The sequence below is a fragment of the Rhodococcus sp. P4_E4 genome (genome assembly GCF_056401575.1).
The window spans coordinates 33,893-56,051 of the sequence record NZ_JBFUJB010000022.1 but is presented as its reverse complement, the minus strand read 5'-3'; the positions used below and the strand labels follow the sequence as shown (position 1 = coordinate 56,051).

Annotated in this window: 25 protein-coding genes; 10 read left to right on the top strand and 15 right to left on the bottom strand. The window is 62.5% G+C overall.

The genetic code is table 11. The annotated features are described in order from the left end of the window. Positions 1–48 precede the first annotated feature (48 nt). The 4 genes from AC1DVN_RS23780 to AC1DVN_RS23765 form a co-directional block, all read right to left on the bottom strand. The gene (locus AC1DVN_RS23780; protein ID WP_020909642.1) at positions 49–318 is read right to left on the bottom strand and encodes a DUF7218 family protein; all 270 of its coding nucleotides are present in this window, start codon (positions 316–318) and stop codon (positions 49–51) included. A 24-nt stretch (positions 319–342) separates the two neighbouring features. Beyond that, on the bottom strand, positions 343–2,517 hold the full coding sequence (locus AC1DVN_RS23775; protein WP_264613561.1) for a catalase: 2,175 nt from the start codon (positions 2,515–2,517) through the stop codon (positions 343–345). Between the two features lie 143 nt (positions 2,518–2,660). Continuing rightward, positions 2,661–2,897: a microaggregate-binding protein 1 gene (gene mbp1, locus AC1DVN_RS23770; RefSeq protein ID WP_003943084.1), complete on the bottom strand. Its 237-nt coding sequence runs from the start codon at positions 2,895–2,897 to the stop codon at positions 2,661–2,663. Between the two features lie 177 nt (positions 2,898–3,074). Further along, positions 3,075–3,539 carry a hypothetical protein gene (locus AC1DVN_RS23765; protein WP_232816830.1) on the bottom strand — a complete coding sequence of 155 codons (465 nt, stop codon included), beginning with the start codon at positions 3,537–3,539 and terminating at the stop codon, positions 3,075–3,077. 271 nt (positions 3,540–3,810) lie between these two features. On the opposite strand from AC1DVN_RS23765, the gene helR reads away from it, so the two are divergent. Beyond that, complete coding sequence (gene helR, locus AC1DVN_RS23760) at positions 3,811–6,033, top strand: RNA polymerase recycling motor ATPase HelR (RefSeq protein ID WP_477994281.1); 2,223 nt, start codon at positions 3,811–3,813, stop codon at positions 6,031–6,033. Here the strand turns inward: helR and AC1DVN_RS23755 are convergent. Continuing rightward, on the bottom strand, positions 5,995–6,756 hold the full coding sequence (locus tag AC1DVN_RS23755; RefSeq protein ID WP_020909647.1) for an IclR family transcriptional regulator: 762 nt from the start codon (positions 6,754–6,756) through the stop codon (positions 5,995–5,997). The genes helR and AC1DVN_RS23755 overlap by 39 nt on opposite strands. Before the next feature lie 69 nt (positions 6,757–6,825). Here AC1DVN_RS23755 and AC1DVN_RS23750 point away from each other — a divergent pair, with 69 nt between their 5' ends. The 4 genes from AC1DVN_RS23750 (at position 6,826) to AC1DVN_RS23735 (ending at position 10,311) form a co-directional block, all read left to right on the top strand. Further along, the gene (locus AC1DVN_RS23750; protein ID WP_060939886.1) at positions 6,826–7,653 is read left to right on the top strand and encodes a 2-keto-4-pentenoate hydratase; all 828 of its coding nucleotides are present in this window, start codon (positions 6,826–6,828) and stop codon (positions 7,651–7,653) included. Continuing rightward, on the top strand, positions 7,650–8,594 hold the full coding sequence (locus tag AC1DVN_RS23745; RefSeq protein WP_020909649.1) for an acetaldehyde dehydrogenase (acetylating): 945 nt from the start codon (positions 7,650–7,652) through the stop codon (positions 8,592–8,594). Before AC1DVN_RS23750 ends, AC1DVN_RS23745 begins: the two co-directional genes overlap by 4 nt. Then, positions 8,591–9,619 (top strand): 4-hydroxy-2-oxovalerate aldolase, encoded by a 1,029-nt coding sequence (dmpG, locus tag AC1DVN_RS23740; protein WP_020971280.1) that lies wholly within the window; start codon positions 8,591–8,593, stop codon positions 9,617–9,619. Before AC1DVN_RS23745 ends, dmpG begins: the two co-directional genes overlap by 4 nt. Positions 9,620–9,849: 230 nt before the next feature. Continuing rightward, complete coding sequence (locus tag AC1DVN_RS23735; RefSeq protein WP_041815418.1) at positions 9,850–10,311, top strand: DUF6389 family protein; 462 nt, start codon at positions 9,850–9,852, stop codon at positions 10,309–10,311. A 33-nt stretch (positions 10,312–10,344) separates the two neighbouring features. On the opposite strand, the gene AC1DVN_RS23730 is transcribed toward AC1DVN_RS23735, so the two are convergent. Together AC1DVN_RS23730 and AC1DVN_RS23725 are read right to left on the bottom strand one after the other, a co-directional pair. Continuing rightward, positions 10,345–10,839, bottom strand: coding sequence for a DinB family protein (locus tag AC1DVN_RS23730; RefSeq protein WP_477994280.1), 495 nt, complete (start codon positions 10,837–10,839; stop codon positions 10,345–10,347). 132 nt (positions 10,840–10,971) lie between these two features. Beyond that, positions 10,972–11,466, bottom strand: coding sequence for a hypothetical protein (locus tag AC1DVN_RS23725; RefSeq protein ID WP_069145327.1), 495 nt, complete (start codon positions 11,464–11,466; stop codon positions 10,972–10,974). 356 nt (positions 11,467–11,822) lie between these two features. Between AC1DVN_RS23725 and AC1DVN_RS23720 the strand changes: the two genes are divergently transcribed. Continuing rightward, positions 11,823–12,194, top strand: coding sequence for an SdpI family protein (locus AC1DVN_RS23720; RefSeq protein ID WP_084324725.1), 372 nt, complete (start codon positions 11,823–11,825; stop codon positions 12,192–12,194). A 44-nt stretch (positions 12,195–12,238) separates the two neighbouring features. Here the strand turns inward: AC1DVN_RS23720 and AC1DVN_RS23715 are convergent, their stop codons facing one another. The 4 genes from AC1DVN_RS23715 to AC1DVN_RS23700 all read right to left on the bottom strand — a co-directional run bounded on the left by AC1DVN_RS23715 (position 12,239) and on the right by AC1DVN_RS23700 (position 15,214). Next, a complete protein-coding gene (locus tag AC1DVN_RS23715) occupies positions 12,239–13,273 on the bottom strand; it encodes a MerR family transcriptional regulator (RefSeq protein WP_477994279.1) in 1,035 nt (344 codons plus the stop codon). 13 nt (positions 13,274–13,286) lie between these two features. Beyond that, entirely contained in the window at positions 13,287–13,952 is a 666-nt protein-coding gene (locus AC1DVN_RS23710) for a HEAT repeat domain-containing protein (protein ID WP_175470381.1), read from the bottom strand. Positions 13,953–14,034: 82 nt separating this feature from the next. Then, the gene (locus tag AC1DVN_RS23705; protein WP_092765688.1) at positions 14,035–14,505 is read right to left on the bottom strand and encodes a DUF2269 family protein; all 471 of its coding nucleotides are present in this window, start codon (positions 14,503–14,505) and stop codon (positions 14,035–14,037) included. Positions 14,506–14,539: 34 nt separating this feature from the next. Continuing rightward, positions 14,540–15,214 carry a DJ-1/PfpI family protein gene (locus AC1DVN_RS23700; RefSeq protein WP_092765687.1) on the bottom strand — a complete coding sequence of 225 codons (675 nt, stop codon included), beginning with the start codon at positions 15,212–15,214 and terminating at the stop codon, positions 14,540–14,542. 205 nt (positions 15,215–15,419) lie between these two features. Here AC1DVN_RS23700 and AC1DVN_RS23695 point away from each other — a divergent pair, with 205 nt between their 5' ends. Then, the gene (locus tag AC1DVN_RS23695; protein ID WP_092765686.1) at positions 15,420–16,364 is read left to right on the top strand and encodes a GlxA family transcriptional regulator; all 945 of its coding nucleotides are present in this window, start codon (positions 15,420–15,422) and stop codon (positions 16,362–16,364) included. 5 nt (positions 16,365–16,369) lie between these two features. On the opposite strand, the gene AC1DVN_RS23690 is transcribed toward AC1DVN_RS23695, so the two are convergent. After that, entirely contained in the window at positions 16,370–17,041 is a 672-nt protein-coding gene (locus tag AC1DVN_RS23690) for a DNA alkylation repair protein (protein WP_080910254.1), read from the bottom strand. A gap of 168 nt (positions 17,042–17,209) precedes the next feature. Between AC1DVN_RS23690 and AC1DVN_RS23685 the strand changes: the two genes are divergently transcribed. Beyond that, on the top strand, positions 17,210–18,580 hold the full coding sequence (locus AC1DVN_RS23685; RefSeq protein WP_374701098.1) for an APC family permease: 1,371 nt from the start codon (positions 17,210–17,212) through the stop codon (positions 18,578–18,580). A 25-nt stretch (positions 18,581–18,605) separates the two neighbouring features. After that, complete coding sequence (locus AC1DVN_RS23680; RefSeq protein WP_084324721.1) at positions 18,606–18,983, top strand: hypothetical protein; 378 nt, start codon at positions 18,606–18,608, stop codon at positions 18,981–18,983. Between the two features lie 49 nt (positions 18,984–19,032). Here the strand turns inward: AC1DVN_RS23680 and AC1DVN_RS23675 are convergent, their stop codons facing one another. The 3 genes from AC1DVN_RS23675 to AC1DVN_RS23665 all read right to left on the bottom strand — a co-directional run bounded on the left by AC1DVN_RS23675 (position 19,033) and on the right by AC1DVN_RS23665 (position 21,381). Next, entirely contained in the window at positions 19,033–19,737 is a 705-nt protein-coding gene (locus tag AC1DVN_RS23675; protein ID WP_019745976.1) for an SDR family NAD(P)-dependent oxidoreductase, read from the bottom strand. A gap of 52 nt (positions 19,738–19,789) precedes the next feature. Then, positions 19,790–20,671 carry an MBL fold metallo-hydrolase gene (locus AC1DVN_RS23670; protein WP_060939802.1) on the bottom strand — a complete coding sequence of 294 codons (882 nt, stop codon included), beginning with the start codon at positions 20,669–20,671 and terminating at the stop codon, positions 19,790–19,792. 128 nt (positions 20,672–20,799) lie between these two features. Next, positions 20,800–21,381: a TetR/AcrR family transcriptional regulator gene (locus AC1DVN_RS23665; protein ID WP_218001062.1), complete on the bottom strand. Its 582-nt coding sequence runs from the start codon at positions 21,379–21,381 to the stop codon at positions 20,800–20,802. Between the two features lie 77 nt (positions 21,382–21,458). On the opposite strand from AC1DVN_RS23665, the gene AC1DVN_RS23660 reads away from it, so the two are divergent. After that, positions 21,459–22,142, top strand: coding sequence for an SDR family oxidoreductase (locus tag AC1DVN_RS23660; RefSeq protein ID WP_046379593.1), 684 nt, complete (start codon positions 21,459–21,461; stop codon positions 22,140–22,142). Positions 22,143–22,159 lie beyond the last annotated feature (17 nt).

Below are 22,159 nucleotides of genomic sequence, written 5' to 3'. Positions count from 1 at the left end.
TCGAGTTTTATTCTGCACAAGCAGAATACAACTCGAGCAGAATCCGGCTCAGTGATCGCGGAGTTTCTCGATCAGCTCACCCTTGTTCAGTTTCGAGTACCCGTGCAGATCGAGTTCCTTGGCGCGTTTCTTCAGATCGTCGACCGTCCACTCCTCGTACGGCGAAGATTGTCCGCCGGACTTGGCGACAGTCGACCGCCCTCGATTGGCGGCCGCATTGGAGATTCGAGCCGCCTTCTCCTTGGAATCACCCTTCTCACGTAGCTCTTCGTAGAGTTCTTGATCCTTGAGTTGAGGTTGTGAGTCCTTGCGAGCCACTGTTTCGTCCCTTCACTCGTGTCTTCACTCCGACGGTGTAGGCGGCACCTCGAAACGCCCCCACACGCGGTGTGTCTTCAGAAGCTGAGCGAGTGAGGCGAGGGCTCCTTCCGCGTCAGCATCGACGACGACTCCCAATGCAGACTCGTCGATACCGGCGGCAGCCAGCGCACTCATGCTCTCACCCCAACCACCAATTGCCTTGCTGTGACGATACATTTCGTTCAGCAGTGTCTCCACCCGTGGATCCAACTTGCCCTCGCCGATCCGAGAAACGTCGCCGCTCAACAGGATTGCATCGAATTCGATCGAACGAGCCGTGAGGTACGTTCGCTGCACCGTCACCGCGTCGTCACCGTCCCCGATGGTTCCGCCGTGCGGGCCGAGGATCAGCGGCACCATGCCGGCGTCGAAGATCTTGTCTCGAATGGCGACCACGGTGTCGAGATCGGAGTTCTCGTCGACCAGTAGCGCGATGATCCTTCCGTCGACGGGCCATTCCGCGCCAACCTGGGACAGTGCAGGGCTGAGCTCCGGATCACTCAACGGCTCCGTCGGTTCGGGAACCGGAAGGCCGAGCCCCCCTGCGACAATCGACACGAGACCCGCGTCGATGTTCGCCAAGATTCCCAGATTCCGGGTCTTGATGTTCTCCTCGTAGCACTTGCCCAATTCGAAGGTATACGCCTGCGCAACGTGCTCCTGTTCGACTGGGGAGAGACTGCGGTAGAAGAGTCGAGCTTGCGAGAAGTGATCGTCGAACGATGCCGGCGCCTGCCTCCCCTTTCGCCCTGAAACTTCCTCAGGCACCTCGATATAGGCCGCGCTGTCCGCCGAGGCCATGAACGGGCACCCACCGTCCAACGAATTGGGATGGTACGGAGCGACTCCGGTATGCACGCCGTCCTGATGGAAGCCGTCGCGAAGCATGTCGTTGACAGGCGCGTGAGGACGGTTGATCGGAATCTGGTCGAAGTTGGGGCCACCGAGTCGCGTGATCTGGGTGTCGAGGTACGAGAACAAACGCGCCTGCAGGAGACGATCGTTGGTGATGTCGACGCCCGGAACCAAGTGGCCCGGGTGGAATGCGACCTGCTCGGTCTCGGCGAAAAAGTTCGTCGGATTGGCGTCGAGTGTCATCGTTCCGATGACCTGAACCGGCGCGAGTTCTTCGGGCACGATCTTGGTGGGATCCAATAGATCTATGCCTTCGAACATTTCGTCTTCGGTATCAGGGAACACCTGCACGCCCAGATCCCAGGACGGATATGCGCCCGCCTCGATGGCGTCGGCAAGATCGCGTCGATGGAAATCCGGATCCACACCGCCGGCGATCTGCGCTTCCTCCCACACGAGTGAATGCACTCCGGCGGCCGGCTTCCAGTGGAATTTCACCAGATTCGTCTCGCCGTCGGCATTCACGAGCCTGAACGTGTGAATGCCGAAGCCCTCCATCATGCGATAGGAGCGCGGGATGCCTCGATCGGACATGTTCCACAATGTGTGCGCGGTGGCTTCGGTGTGCAGCGACACGAAATCCCAGAACGTGTCGTGCGCGCTCTGCGCCTGCGGAATCTCCCGGTCCGGGTGGGGTTTCGCGGCATGGATGATGTCCGGGAACTTGATTCCGTCCTGGATGAAGAACACCGGGATGTTGTTGCCCACCAAATCGAATACACCTTCGTCGGTGTAGAACTTGGTGGCGAAGCCGCGTGTGTCTCGGACGGTATCCGCCGAACCGCGTGAACCCAGAACTGTCGAGAAGCGTACGAATACCGGGGTTCTGGCACCTGAAGCGAACAACGAGGCTTTACAGATGTTTTCGGCTGCGCCATTCGCCAGGAACGTGCCGTGCGCGGCCGCCCCGCGGGCGTGGACGACACGCTCCGGAATTCGCTCGTGATCGAAGTGTGTGATCTTCTCGCGCAGATGGTGATCCTGCAGAAGAGTCGGGCCCCGCTCGCCTGCGGTCAGTGAGTGGTCGGTCTCGTAAAGCCGTGTACCGGTGGCGGTGGTGAGGTACTCCCCCCGCTGGCCACGTCCATTTCCCTTCACCTTCTCTTCGGCACCCGCGACGGTACGCACCTCCGGCTGCCGCTGGTCGTCCTTGGGCGGCAACGGCTGTCGAGGCTTGACCGGTTCTTTCAGGTCCGGCGCTTTCGGGGCCGGTGCACCTGGGACGGACTGAGATGAAGGCATCGAACAGCTCCTCTTGATCGTCATGCTGGGCGCACGAATCTTGTTACGCCCTAAGTAAGTAGAGATTTCAAACTGAACGCGGAGCCACGACTCACCCTCGGGCTGGGATCAATCCCAGGCCGAGGGTGACGAGTGCGTCAGGGCTATTGCTCGGACTTCTGTCGCGCTTCGTCTGCGGCCGCTTCGGCGCGAGCCTTCTCGGCTTCCGCCTCTTTCTTCGCGACTTCTCGCTGGCTTTCGGCCTTGTCCTGCTGGGCGCGGCCCTCTCGGGTCAAACTGTCGTTTCCGGAAACCGCACCAACGGCTTCCTTGGCCTTACCCTTGACGTCCTCTACTACGCCTTTGATTCCCTCGCTGGGACCGCTCTTGTCATCTGGCACGTTGACCCTCCAATACGTTTCGGATTCTCGCTCAGGGTTCCCACACAGGCAGGACTCCCACACAGAAGGCCCTACCCCGTCGAAATTCGCATAAACATCCGTGCACCGACCAGGCGCAGACCATGACTCGTCGTAGCCGAACGACGAGGTCGTTCCGCGAGTAACGATCAACCGTTCTCAGAAACTGTTTACCGGGCACAGGAATTGGCGGGACTCGTTCCAGAAGGGGAAGAGATCGGTGGTGGTTGCCGCAGGATGGTCGATCTCGGCGAGAGTGTAGAAATCGAGAATCGTCCGACCAGCTGCGGCGCTGACCTCGCATGCTTGCAGGCTCAGCTTTGCCTCCGCCACGAAACCGATGCTGCGGGCGAAGGGACCGAGAGTTCCCGCATTGACGAAACTGTCGAGGTCTTGTCCCCACTGGTTGTAGTCCGACTGCAAAGCGAAGCTGCACGTTTCGCCGAACAACTCGCTGCAGGTGGTCGGCTTTCCGCCGATCGTGTGCACCGTATCGGCAAGCTCGTGTGAGGTGCTTTCGCGCGGAGATCCGGAAAGGAAAAGCAAGATGGCAACGGCCAAGGCAACCACCAGAAGGATGCTTGCGGCCGTTGCCAGTATCGCCTTCACAATCCCTCGATCCACGTAAGTTCATGAGGGCAACCGATTTTGGAACACCGGCCACTAGATTTGTACCCGTGGCGTTCAGGGTCCAAACATCGACCAGGCTGGGAGCCGTACGTCAGTCTGAGGGATCTGTTACAGGAACTGTGAGGGAGGATCAACACTCCCTTCCACTATCAATATATATCCCACTGGGGGCCTTGCGGCAAGGCCCGGGTAGTGCCGCAGAATGGCTCTTCCGATCCCGCACGACCGACTACGGGATCGGAACAGCCAGCGGAAGTGAGGGCACGTGCCAACCCAGGGATACGAAGAAGAACTGCGTTCCGAGCGGAACTATGTGGAGGGGCTCTACGCACGCCTCGATGCGGAGCGCGCCCGAGTCAAAGGCAGGTACAACACCGCTCTGCGCGGAAATGGCGAAGCACTCATGGAACGCGACGCCGAGGTGCGCGCACTTGCCAAAGAGGTGAAAAGGCTGGACGTAGCCGACAACGGACTGTGCTTCGGCCGGTTGGACTCGCATTCGGGCGAGACCTCCTACATCGGCCGGATCGGCCTTCTCGATGCGGACAACGACTACGAACCGGTGCTGCTCGATTGGCGGGCGCCGGCGTCTCGCGCGTTCTACGTTGCCACCGCTGCCAACCCGGAGAACATGCGTCGACGCCGTCAGTTCCGCACCCGGAGTCGACGCGTGGTCGATTTCACCGACGAGGTACTCGGGCGCCCCGACGGCGTAGAACACGACACGCACAGCGATTCCGCCCTGCTCGCGGCAGTCAACGCACCCCGCGGTGAGGGAATGCGGGACATCGTGGCAACCATCCAGGCCGAACAGGACGACATCGTCCGACTCGAACACCCCGGGGTGCTGGTGATCGAAGGTGGCCCAGGTACCGGGAAAACCGTCGTCGCCTTGCACCGCGTCGCCTACCTGCTCTACACCCAGCGAGAGCGGATGGAACGTCACGGCGTTCTCGTGGTCGGGCCGAACCCGGCGTTCCTGAACCACATCGGCCGCGTACTGCCCTCGCTGGGAGAGTCCGACGTGGTGTTCATGACCACCGGTGATCTCGTTCCCGGTCTACGCGTCACCTCCGAGGACACTCCGGAGGCCGCTGGGCTCAAAGGTTCGCTGAAGATCCTGGACGTTCTCGGCGCAGCGATTGCCGATCACCAGCAATTGCCCGAGAACCCACTGTTGATCGAATTGGCGGACGTCACGGTGCGGATCGACGCCGAAACCGCGGAGTGGGCCCGAGAAGAAGCCCGTTCGAGCGGACTCCCCCACAACGACGCACGCACTGTGTTCACCGAAATCCTCACCTGGGCGCTGACCGAACGGGCGATAGCGCGGATCGGCAAGGGGTGGTTGACACGCAGTGACCGTGAAGCCTGGGAGCAAGTGCGGACGGACCTGACCGCAGAGCTGGTGGAAAACAGCGCATTTACCGCGGCGCTCGACACGCTCTGGCCGATCCTGACTCCGAAAGAGCTACTGACACAGCTGTTTACTTCTCCAGCGCGACTACGCGCGGCAGGCGCGGACGAGAATCTGCTTCGCCAGGACGGTGACGCCTGGACTGTCTCGGACGTTCCGTTACTCGACGAGTTGGTGGACATGCTCGGCCGGGACAAGCCCGTCGACCAGAGTGCCGAACGTGAACGCCGCGACGAAGCCGCGTATGCAGCGGGCGTGCTGGACATGATGATCAGCCGCGAGGATCTGATGGACGACGAGGATCACCTTCTCGCCCAGGACATGCTGTACGCCGAGGACCTGGCGGATCGTTTCGTCGAACGCGATACCCGGGAACTCGCCGAACGCGCTGCTGCTGACCGACACTGGACGTACCGGCATATAGTGGTCGACGAGGCCCAAGAGCTGTCCGAGATGGACTGGCGAGTCCTGATGCGCCGTTGCCCAGACCGGTCTTTCACGGTGGTAGGCGATCTCGCGCAACGACGTTCACCCGCAGGTGCCCGCTCGTGGGCGACGATGATGGAGCCGTACGTCCCCGGCCGCTGGATCTACCGATCCCTGTCGGTGAACTACCGCACCCCTGCCGAGATCATGAGCGTCGCCGCCGCCCTGCTCGCCGAGTTCGCGCCGGACGTGCAGCCACCCGAGTCCGTCCGCGCCTGCGGGATCGCGCCGTGGTCCAGACAAATATTCGCCGACGAACTAGCCTCCGCCATCGACGAATTCAATCAGGACGAGGCCGGGCGCGAGGGTACGAGCATCGTCATCGGACCTGCGGACGTGCCGGGCGCTGTGCCTGTTTCGGAAACGAAGGGTCTGGAGTTCGATGCCGTGCTCGTCTTGGAACCGGAGCGAATCATCGCCGACGGCCCACGCGGCGCGTCGGAACTCTATGTCGCCCTCACCCGCGCAACCCAACGTCTCGGCGTCTTGCACGAGGGGCCGTTGCCGCAGGCCTTGACCGGGCTCGTCCGGGCCGGGACGGCCGGATCACCGCAGTCGTTCGCGGCGAGCGATGGTGCTGTGTAGGCCTTCGGCAGCGGCGCGAACGTAAGGCACTTGGCTCTCGGGAACGAAGCGACTGGTGGGACCGGTGACACTGATGGCGGCGACGGGTTTGTCGTTGGTCCCGAATACCGGCGCCGCAACGCACGCGAGACCCGGCGCTGATTCCTCGCGCTCGAACGCAATACCGGTCTCGACCACTCGGTTCAGTTGGGTATTGAGAATGCCGGGCGCAACGATCGTGTGCGGGGTGCGTCTGGTCATCGGTTCCGACAGCACCTCGCGACGAAATTCGTTGTCGGAGAATGCCAGGAGCGCCTTGCCGATTGCGGTGCAATACAGCGGTATCCGGCCACCGGTCCGGGACGGCGAGTTGGCTTGCCGGTGTCCGCCGATTTTCGCGACGTATACGACGTCGTGGCCGTCGCGGACCCCCAGGTGGACTGTCTCGTGGGTCCGCTCGTACAAGTCTTGGAGGAACGGCATCGCCATTTCCAGGAGGCTGCGTTCGAGGGAGGCGAGCATGCCGAGTTCGAAGAGGCCGCCGCTGAGCCGGTAGCCACCGTCGATACGGTCCAGTAGCCGGTTCGCGACCAGTTCGTTGGCCAGGCGGTGCACCGTTGCCTTGTGCAGTCCGGTCCGTTGGACCAGGGTGGCGAGAGGCAACACGTGATCGTCAGCCCGGAAGGCACGCAGGATCGTCACCGCCTTGCCGAGCACGGTGTCGAGGTTTGCGCCGCCAGTCACCTGCCCAGCGTATCGCTGAGTGAGACAGTTCCCTGGCGCAATCTCGGCGCCACGGCGAAAGTAATGGCCATGAGCCAGCCCACGAATACCAGTACAGCGAGCGAGACGGACATCTCAGCTGCTGCTGACCGCCTCGCAGCCGCCATCGCGAGCGGTACTCCCTGCGCACCGGTGCGCGATCTGATCGGCGCCGACGATCTCGTCGCTGCCTACGCTGTCCAGCGCCGCGTCGATGAAATCCGTCGGCAGGCGGGTGCCGTCGTCGTAGGCCGCAAGATCGGCCTGACCTCGGTGGCAGTCCAGCAACAGCTGGGCGTCGACCAGCCCGACCTCGGCGTTCTGTACGCCGACATGGAGTTCCCTGCCGGCGGCACCATCCCCATGAGTCGTTTGATCCAGCCCAAGGTCGAAGCGGAAGTGGCCTTCGTACTCGGTGCCGACCTCGTGGACGGACCGCTGGACAGTGCGCAGGTGCGCGGCGCGATCGACTACGCCGTCGCAGCGATCGAGATCTGCGACAGCCGCATCGCGTCGTGGGACATCAAATTCGGTGACACCGTCGCCGACAATGCGTCCTCGGGCGTGTACGTCCTGGGAACCGAACGCCGCACCCTCGACGAGGTGGAACCCGCCGGCGTCGTCATGTCGATGTCCGTCGACGGCACCGAGGTGTCCACCGGCGTCGGAACCGCTTGCCTGGGCGATCCGATCGAAGCAGTCGTCTGGCTCGCCCGCACGGCACGCGAGTTGGGGCAGCCGCTGACGGCAGGCCAGGTGATCCTGTCCGGCGCACTCGGCCCCATGGCACCGGTCACCGCAGGCAACGAAGTCACCGTGACCGTCTCCGGGTTCGGTTCCGTCACCACCAGTTTTTCCAGCGAAGAGGACAACGCATGAGCAAGGTCAAGGTCGCGATCATCGGATCGGGCAACATCGGCACGGATCTGATGATCAAGGTGCTGCGCAACTCCGACTACCTGGAGATGGGCGCGATGGTCGGCATCGACCCGGCGTCGGACGGCCTCGCCCGCGCAGCGCGTCTGAACGTGCCGATCACGGCTGAAGGTGTCGAGGGTTTGATCGGTCTGCCGAACTTCGACGAGATCGAGATCGTCTTCGACGCCACCTCGGCAAAGGCTCACGTCGCCAACAACGCGCGGCTGGCTCCCCTCGGCAAGCGCATGATCGACCTGACGCCTGCCGCCATCGGCCCGTACGTCGTGCCGGCCGTCAACGCAGACGAGCACCTGGACGCACCCAACGTCAACATGGTGACGTGTGGTGGCCAGGCCACGATCCCGATGGTTGCGGCTGTTTCTCGAGTCGTCCCGGTGGCGTATGCGGAGATCGTCGCGTCCATCGCCTCCAAGTCCGCCGGTCCCGGAACGCGCGCCAACATCGACGAGTTCACCGAGACCACATCCGAGGCGATCGTGGCAGTCGGCGGCGCCCGCCGCGGCAAGGCCATCATCATCCTCAACCCCGCCGAGCCGCCGCTCATCATGCGCGACACGGTGTTCTGCCTCGTCGACGCCCCGGACCCGGCTGTTCACGAGGAGATCCGTCAGTCCATCGAGAAGATGGTCGGCGACGTCTCCGCCTATGTTCCGGGCTACCGCCTCAAGCAGGAAGTCCAGATCACCGAGATCCCGGCCGACCAGCCCGTCGAGACGTTGCTCGTCGACGGCAATCGCCCCACCCATCAGGTGTCGGTGTTCCTCGAGGTCGAGGGTGCTGCACACTACCTGCCTGCGTACGCCGGCAATCTCGACATCATGACGTCCGCCGGAATGCAGATCGCGGAGCGCATCGCCCAGCAGAAGGAAGCAACCAAGTGAGCAACCGCAAGATCTTCGTCCAGGACGTCACCCTTCGCGACGGCATGCACGCTGTCCGCCACCGTATTTCGCCCACCGACGTCAAGCGGATCGTCACAGCTCTCGATGCTGCCGGCGTCGACGCGATCGAAGTTGCACACGGTGACGGCCTCGCCGGCGGCTCGCTCAACTACGGCCCCGGCTCGAACACCGACTGGGAATGGATCGAAGCAGCGGCCGAGGTACTCGAGCACGCTCGTCTCACCACGCTGCTGCTTCCGGGTGTCGGCACGATCAGTGAACTCAAGCACGCTTACGACCTCGGTGTTCGCTCGGTTCGCGTTGCCACGCACTGCACCGAGGCCGACGTCTCCGCGCAGCACATCGAAACCGCCCGCGAGATCGGCATGGACGTCTCGGGCTTCCTGATGATGAGCCACATGGCGCCTGCCGAAGAACTGGCGAAGCAGGCCAAGCTGATGGAGTCGTACGGCGCGCACTGCGTCTACGTCACCGACTCGGGTGGACGTCTGGTGATGAACGACGTCGCGGATCGTGTTCGCGCATACCGCGACATCCTCGACGACGGCACCGAAATCGGTATCCACGCCCATGAGAACCTCTCGCTCTCGGTTGCCAACTCCGTTGTCGCAGTGCAGAACGGCGTCACCCGCGTCGATGCTTCGCTTGCCGGTCACGGTGCCGGCGCCGGCAACTGCCCCCTCGAAGCCTTCATTGCCGTCGCGAACATCGAGGAGTGGGAGCACGGCTGCGACCTGTTCGCCTTGCAGGACGCCGCCGACGACATCGTCCGGCCGCTGCAGGATCGGCCGGTTCGCGTCGATCGAGAGACCCTCACGCTCGGCTATGCAGGCGTGTACTCGAGCTTCCTGCGCCACGCCGAGGCCGCTTCGGAGCGCTACGGAATCGACGTTCGCACACTGCTTCTCGAAGCCGGCCGCCGCCGTCTGGTGGGTGGCCAGGAAGACATGATCGTCGACATCGCACTCACCCTCGCAGCGCAGGCGACAAAAGAAGCTGTCTGACGCGCTGCCGAGTTCGCTGATACCCGAGTCCCGCTCCCGTCTCCGGACGGGGGCGGGACTTGCCACTTCGGCCGAGAGAGCCCACCGACACGGCACTCGAAAAGCTGGCAAAGTTCGTCGCACGACATCTCTGACGCTCAGAGTAGAAACTTCTCCGCTACAGACGAATTCAGGAAACCAGCTTCATCGATGCAAGACCTGCAGGGTGATACCTTCGATAGGCTGAGCTCGTGGAACCTACCGAATACCGTGACGAATTGAGATCTGTCCTCGATACCGCGTCGGGGGTAGTGAGCGATCGACTGGCTGCGATCCACAACGCGGCAACCCCGCGCACCGAAGGGATCGTCATCGACGTCTCGCTCGACCAAGACGGCGAGGGAACATTCGGCGTCTGGGCACGGTTCGAGGGTCCCGACGCATTCAGTCTGAATCAGCAGATCGGTGACGAGAGAGAGCTATTCGGCGTGATCTGGGGCGAGGAGGGCTGGGAACCGCCGGTTCCGCATCGACCGCGAAAGTGGTCACGTGTGGAACTCGAGAAAGTGGTCATCGGTGTCGTGGCCAAATGGATCGGCGGGCTCATTCCCTCGACCGCCACCGAACTACCCTGGGAAGTAACGACTCCCGACGGAACTGTCGACGCTGTACTCGTGGGCCCAGAGATCAGCCGTGGACATTCGCCTCGGTGAAAGCGCGGAAGCATCGGCGAACACGTTGCAGCGTCAGCGTCCGGTCGAACCGTCGATCAATTCGCGGAGGATGTCAGCGTGCCCGGCATGGCGTCCGGTCTCTTCGATCATGTGCACGAGCGCCCAGCGGACACTGGGAGCGGGTCGTTTCGCCCCCGGTCGCGGGATGGGCGCGGCAAGATCTGTGCATCCGTCGAGAACTGCGTTGGCGCGCTCGACCGTCTCGCGATAGCGACTGACGACACCGTCCACGCTGTCTTCCGATGACGATTGAAACGTCGCTTTCCAATCCGTCACGTTTTCTGCAAGGAACATCGATCGTTCGACAAAGGTCAGATGATTGGCCAGCCCGAGCAAGGTTGTTCCCGACGGAACAATTGTGGTGCGCACCTGAGGTTCCGGAGCACCCTCGACCTTGGCGGCAATCGAATCACGGAGGTAGTCGAGAAACGCTCGTAGTGTGGCTGCCTCGCTATTCCCTGTCCGGGGTGGTGGGGCATCTCGGCGGCTGCGACGCGACGTTGCCATGGCGGTTTTCCTTCCTCGGCGAAGAACGATGAAGAGGCTTCATTCCTGGATGGGCAGAACCGATCCTTCCGAACTCACTCCGATCCCGCATCAAATTTTGCCGTTACAGCAAAGACAACTTGGTTGCCGGTGTCAGCGTGCCGAGTTCAGGTCGCGCACAAGTTGGGGTCTCCGCCACTTGCCGACCTCGAAAGGCCACCGCCGCAGCGGATAGGCGAGACGAGCCACGAAGTAATTGACGTACTCGACGACGCCGAAAGCCCACACCGCCACGACGCCCACCGCCGCGCCGGAGTGATCTGGTAACCAGATGACAACGCCGAGGAGAGCTATCGCCAACAAGAGAACATCGAGGACCCGAAACACGCGGTAAAGCGCTGCGAGGCGGGCCGGCATCGGCTCCAACTCGACCCAGCCCCGCGCAAGCAGCCAATAGACACCTACTTGCACGAGGATCACAAGAAGTGGGGCCAGCGCCGACCACAACGCCGCGGAGTCTCGCGAACCTTCGAGCCGGGGCATCACGACACCGACCGCCACAGCGGCAAATACAGCCGCGGCAGCCAGTTCGCCGAGGCTGAGGCTCAGGTACCTGCGTCTCAAACTCTGTCGCCGTTGATCCACCACGTAAGAACCCTATCCGTTGATCACCATCGCTTGCCACGTGGTGGTCGGACCGATTCTGCAGCGCGCGTGGGGAATACACTTCATCTCGACTTCGATCTCGAGCACCATAAGGCAGGTGGATCATCCTGGGACGTTCTCGCGGATCCGGTGGGAAACCTTTTCTGCGTGGGTGATCCGCACTAGGCCGGTCTGAAAGTCAGTCCGAGATCGAGTCTCACAGTCCATCCGACAAAGCGTGAAAATGCGTCACCCGAATAGCTGCACATGCATTCGTTGGCTTACAGTCGGGGTGTCCCGGCGGCACCCCAGACTGGAATGTCCGCTGCGTCAACATCTGCCGATTGGGGGCTGGACGGATGGAATCGCCTGACTTACTGGGTCTGACGGTCTCACTGACGTCGTCGACGCTTATCCTCGCGTTCGTTGCTGGGCTCATGCCGCGACTCGTCGGTGATGAACCGAATCCCGTTGTCGGCATACGGACGAAGGCGACGATCGCGAGTCCAGAGGCGTGGCAGTTGGCACATCAGAGTGCGCAGCCGCTTCTGCGCCGGACGATGTGGACTGCCGTAGCGGGACTGTGCATGCAGGTCGCCATCGGCGTCGTGACAGGTTTCGGATCTGTGGTGTCGGCTGTCACCTCAACAGTCGTGTTTCTTGCGGTGCTCCTTGTCCTGCTCTTTGCAGGAGTGAAGGGCAACGCCGCGGCGAAGTCGTTGCAGCGTTGACCGCCTGACCCCGCCGCTGTCAGACGCGCCTTGGATCTCGGCTTTCAGTCCCCGATACGCGGTCGTTCGCGCCGACGTGGTCCTCGATCGCGCATCTCGAGAATCGCTGCTGCCGTGGACGCGACCGTCTTGTCGTCGTCGTGGGTGATCCGGGCGAGCGCTTCGCGTGCTGCAGCGCCGGGAAACTCGGCGAGTGCCTGCGTAATTCGCAACCTCGTCGGGGCGTCGTCAGTGCCGTCCAGTCTTGCCTGCACGGCATCGACGACCTCACCGCTTGTAGGTGAGTGCTCCGCGAGAAGACCGAGCACCTCGCCTGCCTCGACGTCGCGGCGCCCGTCGGCGACCATTTCGAGGAGAGCGGGCATCGAGACAGCCTCTCCGCGAGATCCGAGGGCGAGAGCGGCGTCGGCGCGGACTATCGCGTCCGAATCATCGAGAGCTCGCTTCAGAGACCGAGTTGCTTCCTCGGTGTTGATCCCGGATATGGCCGACATCGCGCGGCGTCGAACCTCGACGTCCTCCGATTCGAGCCCCTTCGTCAGACCTGCAAGGCCCGCACCTTCGGTCCTCGCCAACGCCCACTGCAACGCTCCCGCCACGTTGGCATCCCTCTCCGACAGGATGGCCTCGACGAGTGCGTCGACGGGCAATGCCGCATTCGCGTCCTGCGACAGAATCGCTTGCTGACGGTGGGCGGCGAACTCGGATTCGAGTGCACGCAACAGCGAGACCAGGCGCAGGACGTCGTCCCACTCCGAAGGGGCGGTGGCGTCGACCCTTTCGAGTTTGGTCAGCAATTCCTCCTCCGCCGCGATCCGTTGCCGAGTGTGTTGCATGAGTTCACCCACCAAATCGGCCGGTGCGAAGTCTGATTCGTCGAGTGCACGCTTGGCCTCGTTCAACGAGAGCCCCAATGTCCTCAGGCTCTCGACGTGGAAGAGGCGACGGATGTCGTCAGCGGAGTACTCGCGGTAGCCACCGGACGTGCGGCCCGTCGGCTTCACCAGCCCCAAAGTGTCGTAGTGACGCAGCATCCGTGTGCTGACACCACAACGCCGCGAGACCTCGCCGATCAACATCCGTCTCCCCTTCCTACGCGTCCGGTCCGATTGCCGCGACGCGCTTCGCCAACTCGTGTGAGAGAGCGAATCCACCGTCGGGATCGTGCCAGAGTTGCTTTGTAGCATCAGCATGCGCTCGGACACGCGGATTCGGGCTCGTACCGGCCGCGTCGAGCACCGGGAGCACAGCCTCGCCGAGCCCGGTCAGGGCGCGGCTCAGACTGAGCTGCATCTGCAGTTCACCCCGACCGAGTTCTGTGGCCAGATCGGCCGCGAGTGCGCCCTCGTCTCCCGCCGGCACGAGAGCCACAGCCGCGCGCCACGCACTGCGCGCAACCTCGTCGTCCTGGTCGTGGACGAGCGCGGAGACCTCGGGCCACGCGATCGGATCGCCGATCTTGGACAAAGTGTGGAGCGCCTGACTGCGGGCTTGCGAGCCATCAGACCCGAGCTCACGGATCAGCCTCGGCACCGTGATTTCGGCCGGCAAGCGGCACAACGCCCAGGTCAGCATGTCGCGGACGAAGAAGTCCGGCTCGACGGCGCACCGATCGATCATGGCATCCGTCAACTGAGGATCCGGGTGTGTGCCGACCGCAAGCGCGGCGCGCAGTCGAACCGAGGGATCTGCTGCGGCCAAGGCGTCGACGAGGTGAGCATGCTGCCCACCGTGGTTGGTTGTGTTCACGACAACCACCTCCTTCACCGACCAGTGGAACCCTTGTCACTGTGTCAAGGTCAAGCGTCACTACCTCCGACACGTGAAATGTCGCCTCGGATCACACGCCGGTTGTCGATCCTGGCCGAAAGATCATCAGCACGACGACAACGACCCAGAGCAGATTGAAGACTCCCGTCGCGGTGCCCAGTCGACGGGTGAGCCGCGTTGCGACGTCCACAACGGACCCGGTTCCTTCGATCGCCGCCATTGTCAGCCGTTGGGCGGGAAGCACGACCGCGGTGAGTATCACGGCGGCAACGACGGTGAGTGCGATCGAGGTGAGGATCCACAGGTCACCGAGCACTCCGAGATTGACGGCGGTGGCGATACCGAGCATCGGAACGACAATGCCGATCGTGGCATACACCCGAACGATGCGATGCAGCATGCCCGTCATCGCAACACTGGCGCTGTCCGGATCGGCGAGCGCGGCGCGGCTCGCCACCGGGAACATACTCGCTGCCACAGCGACGGGGCCGATGGCAAGAATCGCCGCAATCACATGGAGGGACAGCAGGATTCCGGTCATGGGATTTCTCGCGTTTCGGTACGCACAAGCGTATTCACGCGGCGTCCGGGGCGAAGGTGACTACAGGCTCGGCGCCCTTGGCCGACCACACCGTTCCACGACGCTCGTAGTCGAAGAGCGCTTCGACCTCGAGACTTATCCGGGGCCCGAGGCATCGTTCCAGCAGATACAGGCCCAGGTCGAGACCGGATGTCACCCCACCGGCGGTGATCAGGTCACCGTCGTCGACGATTCGCGCCTGGATCGGAATTACACCGCCGGCCGCCAATGCGTCCACGGCAAGATGGTGCGTCACGGCGCGACGCCCTTCGAGAAGCCCCGCCATCGCCAGCGCCAATGATCCTCCACAGACGGTCGCAACGAGAACACCAGGATCGTCGAGTGCACGGCGCATCATGACAGGCAGTTCGGTTTCCGTTGTGGCCGCGAGCCTTTCCGGCAAGCTGGAACCCGGCTGGTCCGCATTGGGTTCGAAGAGACCCGATGCTCCGGGAACGATGATCAGATCCGCGTGTTCGACATCGAGGGTTGCAGTGGCGGTCATAGCGAGTTCACCACTGCCGCTCATGACGGTCCGAGGCCCCTCCGCGCTGACGAGTTCGACGCTCAACGCCCCACCGCTGGCGAGACCCCCGGCGTAAAGCACCTCGTACGGGCCCACGACATCCATGGGATCGAATCCGTCGAACAACACGATCTGCGCGTGCACTGCAACCTCCGATTTTGTGCGACGCGCTCCTGTGCACGTCGCTGTTCCCACGACAGTAGGAGGAAGTTGACCTCTATGGCGACGGCTGAAAGCCAACCTTCGACGGATTTCAGCCAACCTCACACATTCTGTGAAATACCAGTTGAGAGGATATTTCAAGACACGAGATCACCGAATCTCGCGCCACATACGCTACGTTTCAGACATGCATGACGTTGCAGTTCTCGCGTTGCCCGGGGTGGTGCCGATGGACCTGGCGGCACCCCTCGAAGTCTTCGGACGATGCAGGCTCCCCTCAGGTGCACCGGCGTACCGGACCTCCGTGTGCGCGCTCACCGAGGAGGTGGAGACCGGAACGTTCACGATGCGAGTACCGCACGGACTGTCACGTCTCGCCCAGGCAAGCACGATCATCATCCCGGGCACCGCCGAACTCGACGTGCCGATCGACCCCGAGATCATCGACGCCCTCAGAACTGCCGCGGATCGCGGCACGCGCATCGCCTCACTGTGCGTCGGTGCATTCACACTCGCCGACACAGGCTTGCTCGACGGACTTCGCGCGACGACGCACTGGGCGGCTGCGTCGGAGTTGGCGCGTCGGCACCCGGCCATCGACGTCGATGCCGCCGTTCTCTACGTAGACAACGGGCACGTCCTGACTTCCGCCGGCGCCGCGGCCGCACTCGACCTGTGTCTGTACATGGTCCGTCAGGACTACGGGTCCGCGGTCGCCGCCGACACGGCGCGGCTGAGCGTGATGCCGCTCGAACGTGCCGGAGGGCAAGCACAATTCATCGTCCACGAACCTCCCGTACCCAGCGGGACAACCCTTCGGCCGCTACTGAACTGGATGGAAGAGAACCTCGGGGAGCAACTCGACATCACGACAATCGCAGCCAAGGCAACGATGAGCACTCGCACGCTCAACCGCCGCTTCCAGGAACAAATCGGTACGACGCCGTTGCAGTGGCTCCATCACGCGCGGCTCCGTCAAGCGCAATTTCTGCTCGAGACCACCGACCACTCCATCGAACGTGTTGCGGGACAAGTCGGATTCAATGCCGTCACCACGTTCCGCGAACGCTTCCGAGACTTGGTCGGCACCAGTCCACAGCGATACCGGACGCAGTTTCGAACGTCGCGCTAGCTGACCTACTTCTCGCTCTGTCGACGCACCATCTCCGAGATCCAGATCGGCGCAAACGGCGAGGTGCAGTTCGGGGGAGTCGGGTAGTCCTCGAGCACCCGCAGACGTTCACCGATGTCGATTGCGCGGGCCCGGTACTCGGCATGTTCGATCCCGATCTGGGCCAGGCAGTGGTTCATCGCCCATTGCAGGCGATCAGGGGCATCCTTCATCTCCGCCTCGATGACGTCGAGCAATCCTGAAAGATCAAGGCCCTCGGGCTTCTTCGCTACGCGCTCGGTAGTCAGGGCCCAACCGGCGCTCGCAACCACGGGATCGGAGTCGGCGGTCCAGGCCACCCGCAAATCCTCCGCGTGCGGGTTCTTCTTCACCACGTAGTTGACGAGCCAGTCATGCACCTTGGGAGTACGAGCCTCACGCAACATGACGTCCAACTCGTCACGCCCGAACGCCTTCGGGCGACAGATCAAGAGGGCAAGCAGCCTCGCTGCAGTATCGCCCGTCGCCCAAAGTTGTTGTGCAAGTTCCTGCTGAGTCTTCAGTCGCTTCGCGACTGCCCGCAGTTTTGTCAGGTTCACACCGTGATCGTCACCGTGCTTCTCGTTCACTGCGCGCACCTTCGGATCCTCGAGCGCAGCCAACTCGTCCATCACCGCGGCAACCGTCGATTCAGCCACGCCGTCCTCCAGTCACTACTTCTGCGATTCACCTACTGCAAGTCACCTACTGCAAGTCACCTACAAGGAAAGCACGGGACGGCACGCGCCGAAGCATCCACGTCCGACCCGTGTTTGAAACTTCGACCAATGGGTACATGTCTGCTCCTGAGGTGGCGGCACGTCACCATGAAGACAGGACGAACCTTGCATATGCGACGCGCCGCGGGTGCCGAGAACGTGGACGAAACCGCAGGCGGAGATGAAGGCGGCAGTAAGAATGTTCTCACTCGGGCTATAACCGGCCCACTCCTTTTCGTGTTCATCCTCGGAGACGTCCTGGGCGCCGGTATCTACGCATTGGTGGGCGTCATCGCCGGTGAAGTTGGTGGAGCCGTCTGGGTACCACTGCTCGTAGCGCTCGTCATGGCATTGCTGACAGCAACGTCGTATGCCGAACTGGTCACCAAATATCCGCGGGCGGGCGGTGCAGCAGTATTCGCCCAACGGGCGTATCGGAAACCTCTGATCTCATTCCTCGTCGGCTTCTCGATGCTGGCGGCCGGTGTCACGAGTGCAGCAGGACTCGCCCTCGCATTCTCGGGTGACTATCTCAAAGCCTTCATTGACGTCCCGACCGTTCCAGCCGCGCTCGTCTTCCTCCTCCTGGTGGGGCTTCTCAATGCCAGAGGCATCAAGGAGTCGATGCGCGCAAATGTCGTCATGACAGTCGTGGAGGTCACCGGCCTCGTCATGGTTGTCGTCCTCGCCTGCGTAGTTCTCGGGCACGGCGACGGAACCTTGAGCAGTGTCGTGGAGTTCGACGACAGTCGATCGCCTGCACTCGCCGTGTTGGCAGCGGCGCTCCTCGCGTACTACTCGTTCGTCGGCTTCGAAACCTCGGCGAACGTCGCCGAAGAAGTGAAGAACGTGAGCAAGGTCTACCCACGCGCACTGTTCGGAGCCCTGTTGACGGCGGGCGCCGCCTATGTCCTTGTCGGCCTGGCTGTCTCGGTGGTGCTGCCCGCCGACGAGCTCGCCGCGTCCTCCGGCCCCTTACTGGCAGTGGTGTCAGCCGCCGACGTCGGTGTTCCGCCTCGCCTGTTCAGCCTGATCGCTCTGGTAGCCGTCGCCAACGGCGCACTGCTGACAATGATCATGGCAAGCAGGCTGACGTACGGAATGGCGTCGGAAGGGTTGCTCCCCAGCGCATTCGCGCGCGTGCTGCCGCGGCGCCGGACCCCCTGGGTGGCGATCATCGCAACCACAGCCGTTGCCATGGCTCTCTGCGTCACCGGATCGTTGTCAGCCCTGGCAGAGACGGTGGTACTCCTGCTGCTTTTCGTATTCATCAGCACCAACATCGCGGTCCTGGTTCTGCGTCGTGACGCAGTGCAACACAGCCATTTCCGGACACCGATCATCTTTCCGATCCTCGCCCTCGGTACGTGCGTTGCGTTGCTCACCCAGCAGAGCGCCGCAACGTGGTTGCGCGCATCATTACTCTTGGCGGTCGGAGTAGTGCTGTACGCCCTCTCCCGCCGTCGATCCACGAAGTAAGGTGCGATGTTCGAAAGGGGGTGTGATGACCGACAGTTCTGACACACCAGATGTAATTCAGCGTCGAGAGCAAAAAATCAACAGGCGAACCCTGACGTACGGCCTGTCCGTCGTTCTGGCTACCGCGGCACTGGTTGTCGCGATCGTCTGGTTGGGCTCCCGGCGGGGCGAATGCTTCGGTACCGACACCTTGCTGTGCTCACAGAAAGATCGCCGACTGGCCGTCTTCGTCCCGAGCCTCATGCTGCTACTCGGCTCCGTAGGCGCGTTCTTGCGAGCCTCCCTGCGATTGCACCGTCTGCGGCGCCTCTACATCCGGCCGTACATGGCGTGGCTCCTGACGGGGCTCACCCTGGTGTACCTGGCGGGAGCCTTCATCTTCATCGAGGGAAATATTCTCTGAATACATCTGTTCGGCAATCGGATTCACAGACCGAAGCGGTAGCTGTCGTTCAGAATCGTGTGTCGTCGATGGCAGTAAGGACCACTTCTCGAACCGATGACGAAGACGACAGATTCGAGATGGAGCGCACGGTATCCACGACGTCGTGCACGGGAACCAGAGACCCATCTCCGCGAGCGGCAGCGATGTCTCGGGGCACATCGAGTCCATCTTCCGTGTTGAGATATCCGAGGTGAAGGACCGTCACTGCGAGTCGGTCCTTCCGGTAGCCCTCTCTCAAGGCGTCGGCAATGCCGTTGATCGCGGACTTCGATGCGCCGAACGCAACTTCCGGCCTACCGCTTCGCGGGAGCCCCGAGGTAGAACCGGTCAAGAAAATCCGAGGTCGAGGACGCCCGATCATCCGCGGGATCAGGCGCTTCGACAAAAGGATCGTGCCGGTGATGTTGGCGTTGATCATTTCCAGCATTTCGACGTCGGATTGATCTGTGAACACATAATCGGAAGTGAAGGCGTCCCCTTCCCAAATTCCGACGTTGCAAATCAGGGTGTCTACACCTCCGACAAGCTCCTGGTCGATCGAGTTCGCTGCCGCAACAGGGTCGGTCAGGTCTGCTTCGATCCACTCGGAGACGTCGAACCCGTCAGGGCGCCGACGAGAAATACCGACAACGTCGTGACCATCGCTCCTCAAGCCCTCGATCAATGCACGACCAAGTCCCCGGCTCGCGCCGACAACAACTACCCTCGCCACAATTGCACCCTTCTGCCCGCTCTGTTCACATCCAATGGATGACACGACACATTCATGCACGCCGAAATACGTTGCCCTCGAGCGTGACAACGGCACCTGCCGCAACGAGCCGCTGAAGGTGCAGCTGCGCAGTTCGTCGTTCGACTGCATCGACGTACGGCGCGGTGACGTGCGGACGGTAGACGAGGCGATGCGCGACGATGTCTTCCAACTGCCTTGGTTCACCGAGAAATTGGACGAGTCTTTCTTCGCGGCTGAGCAGTTTGTCGCGGTAGGCGGTCAGCCGGCGACGGAACTCGTCGCTGCCTTCGACGACGCCCTTTTGATGGAAGGTGCCGTACCACCGAGCGTCGATGCCCGCGGCGCGGTCGATGGAGGCGAGGAAGTCGTCGACGCTACTGCCCAGGTCGCCGTACATCGGGCCGAAGGAGGTGAGATCGATGTCGGCGACATAGAAGAAGCCGTCGGGCTCGATGAGGAGGCCACAATGTCCGGGAGTGTGACCAGGTAGGTGAATGACCGTCGCCGTGCGGTCTCCGAGGTCGAAGACGTGGCCGTCGGCGATCCCGGAAACGTCATCGTGCGTCGGGGGAATGCCGTACTGCGCTGCTATTGAATGTTCGACCTCAGCTCGCTCCTCGGGGCGGAGGCCGTAATTTGTGAGCATCGTGTCAAGGGAGGCGACCGACGGTGCGTCGAGGTTGTGCGCATACGTTGGTGCTTGAAAATGCCGGAGACCGGCAACGTGGTCCTCGTGGCCGTGACTGATGAAGACGAGGTCTGCGCCAACGGGATCTCGGTCGAGGGAGAGGGACGGGTCGATCACCAGCGTGCGTTCGGATCCGTGCACGACCACGGTGTTTCCGAAGGGGACGGTCCCACCGTTCTCTGGTACCAGCACTGAGACTTTGCCAAATTCTCTGGGTGTGAACATCTCTCGCTTCTCCCTGCGGCCATCGGGTAGTGAAGTTGCAGATCTCGAAGCAATCGAAGGTATCGCTGACAGAGACCTCAGCCAGTATGCATGGCCGGGTCAGCGGGCCGTACGCGGATCATCCTGGACTACCCGGTGAGCTCTTCACGAGCAGCGACAAGGGCTTCCTCGGAGAGGGACGATCCCTTGGTGGCTCGCGAGAGGACCAGAGCGCCGATCATGGTCGAGAGACGCACGAGCCCGTCATGCTCCTCATCCGCGAGCGCCTTGGCAAAATCACCGACCCCCTCGACATACACCCGACGGGCCTCACTGTCTGCCGGCTCGCGTGCCATGTCGGCGGCGAGTGCAGCAGCGGGACATCCGTCTGCCGGATTGTCGCGATGCTCCACGGAGAGGTAGTTGTCGATCAGGGCTTGTCGAGCCTCGTCACGCTGCCCAGCGTGCCTTTCGAGACCTGCTGCGTGCAGCTGCGCCAGTTCAGCGAAGGCATGGGTGGTCGCTTCGTCGATGAGCGCGTCCTTGGACGCGAACTGCTTGTAGAAACCACCGTGGGTCAGCCCCGACGCCTTCATCAAGTCGGCGACGCTGAGGTGAGTGCCCTTCTCTCGGAACAGACGAGCTGCGGTTTCCACGACGCGCCGACGGTTCTCTTCCGCTTGTTGCTGCGATACGCGGCCCATCACAACGCCTTCCAGTTTGGATTTCACTTGACATCTATCCTAGCCCACACTTAGATTTGATTCATAATCTAAATGTCACCGACAGTCACAACCCTGGGAGAATCATGGACCTGAACAAGACGGTTGCGGTCGTCACCGGAGCCAATCGCGGACTCGGCCGCCATCTGGCAGCAGGGCTCGTCGAGCGCGGCGCAAAGGTGTACGCGGCTGCCCGCAATCCGGAAACTGTCGATCTGCCCGGCGTCATCCCCCTGAGGTTGGACGTGACGGACGCCGAATCGATCACGGCCGCAGCGCAAATCGCATCGGATGTGACCTTGGTGATCAACAACGCCGGAATCTCTACCTCGGCACCCTTGATCGGAGGCGACATCGATGACGTTCGCCGCGAGATGGACGTCAATTTCTACGGCCCGCTTGCCGTGACCCGGGCGTTTACTCCGGTCGTCGAAAACAACGGAGGCGGAACAGTACTCAACGTTCTTTCGGTGCTGTCCTGGTTCCATCCGGCTGCGCTCGGGTCTTACGCGTCATCGAAGGCAGCGGCGTGGGCGATGACCGACGCCGTTCGAGAAGAACTGGCGCCGCGGGGAATCGCCGTCTCGGCACTGCACGTTGCATACATGGATACCGACATGGCTGCGGGCGTACCGGCCGAACAGAAGATCGCTCCGGCCGATGTCGCCGCGCAGGCCCTGGACGGCATCGAACGTGGGCTGGCTGAGATCCTCGCCGACGACACCACCCGGTATGTCAAGGGGAGTCTGTCGTCGTCGAACTCCGAGTAACCAAGGGACTGTTGACG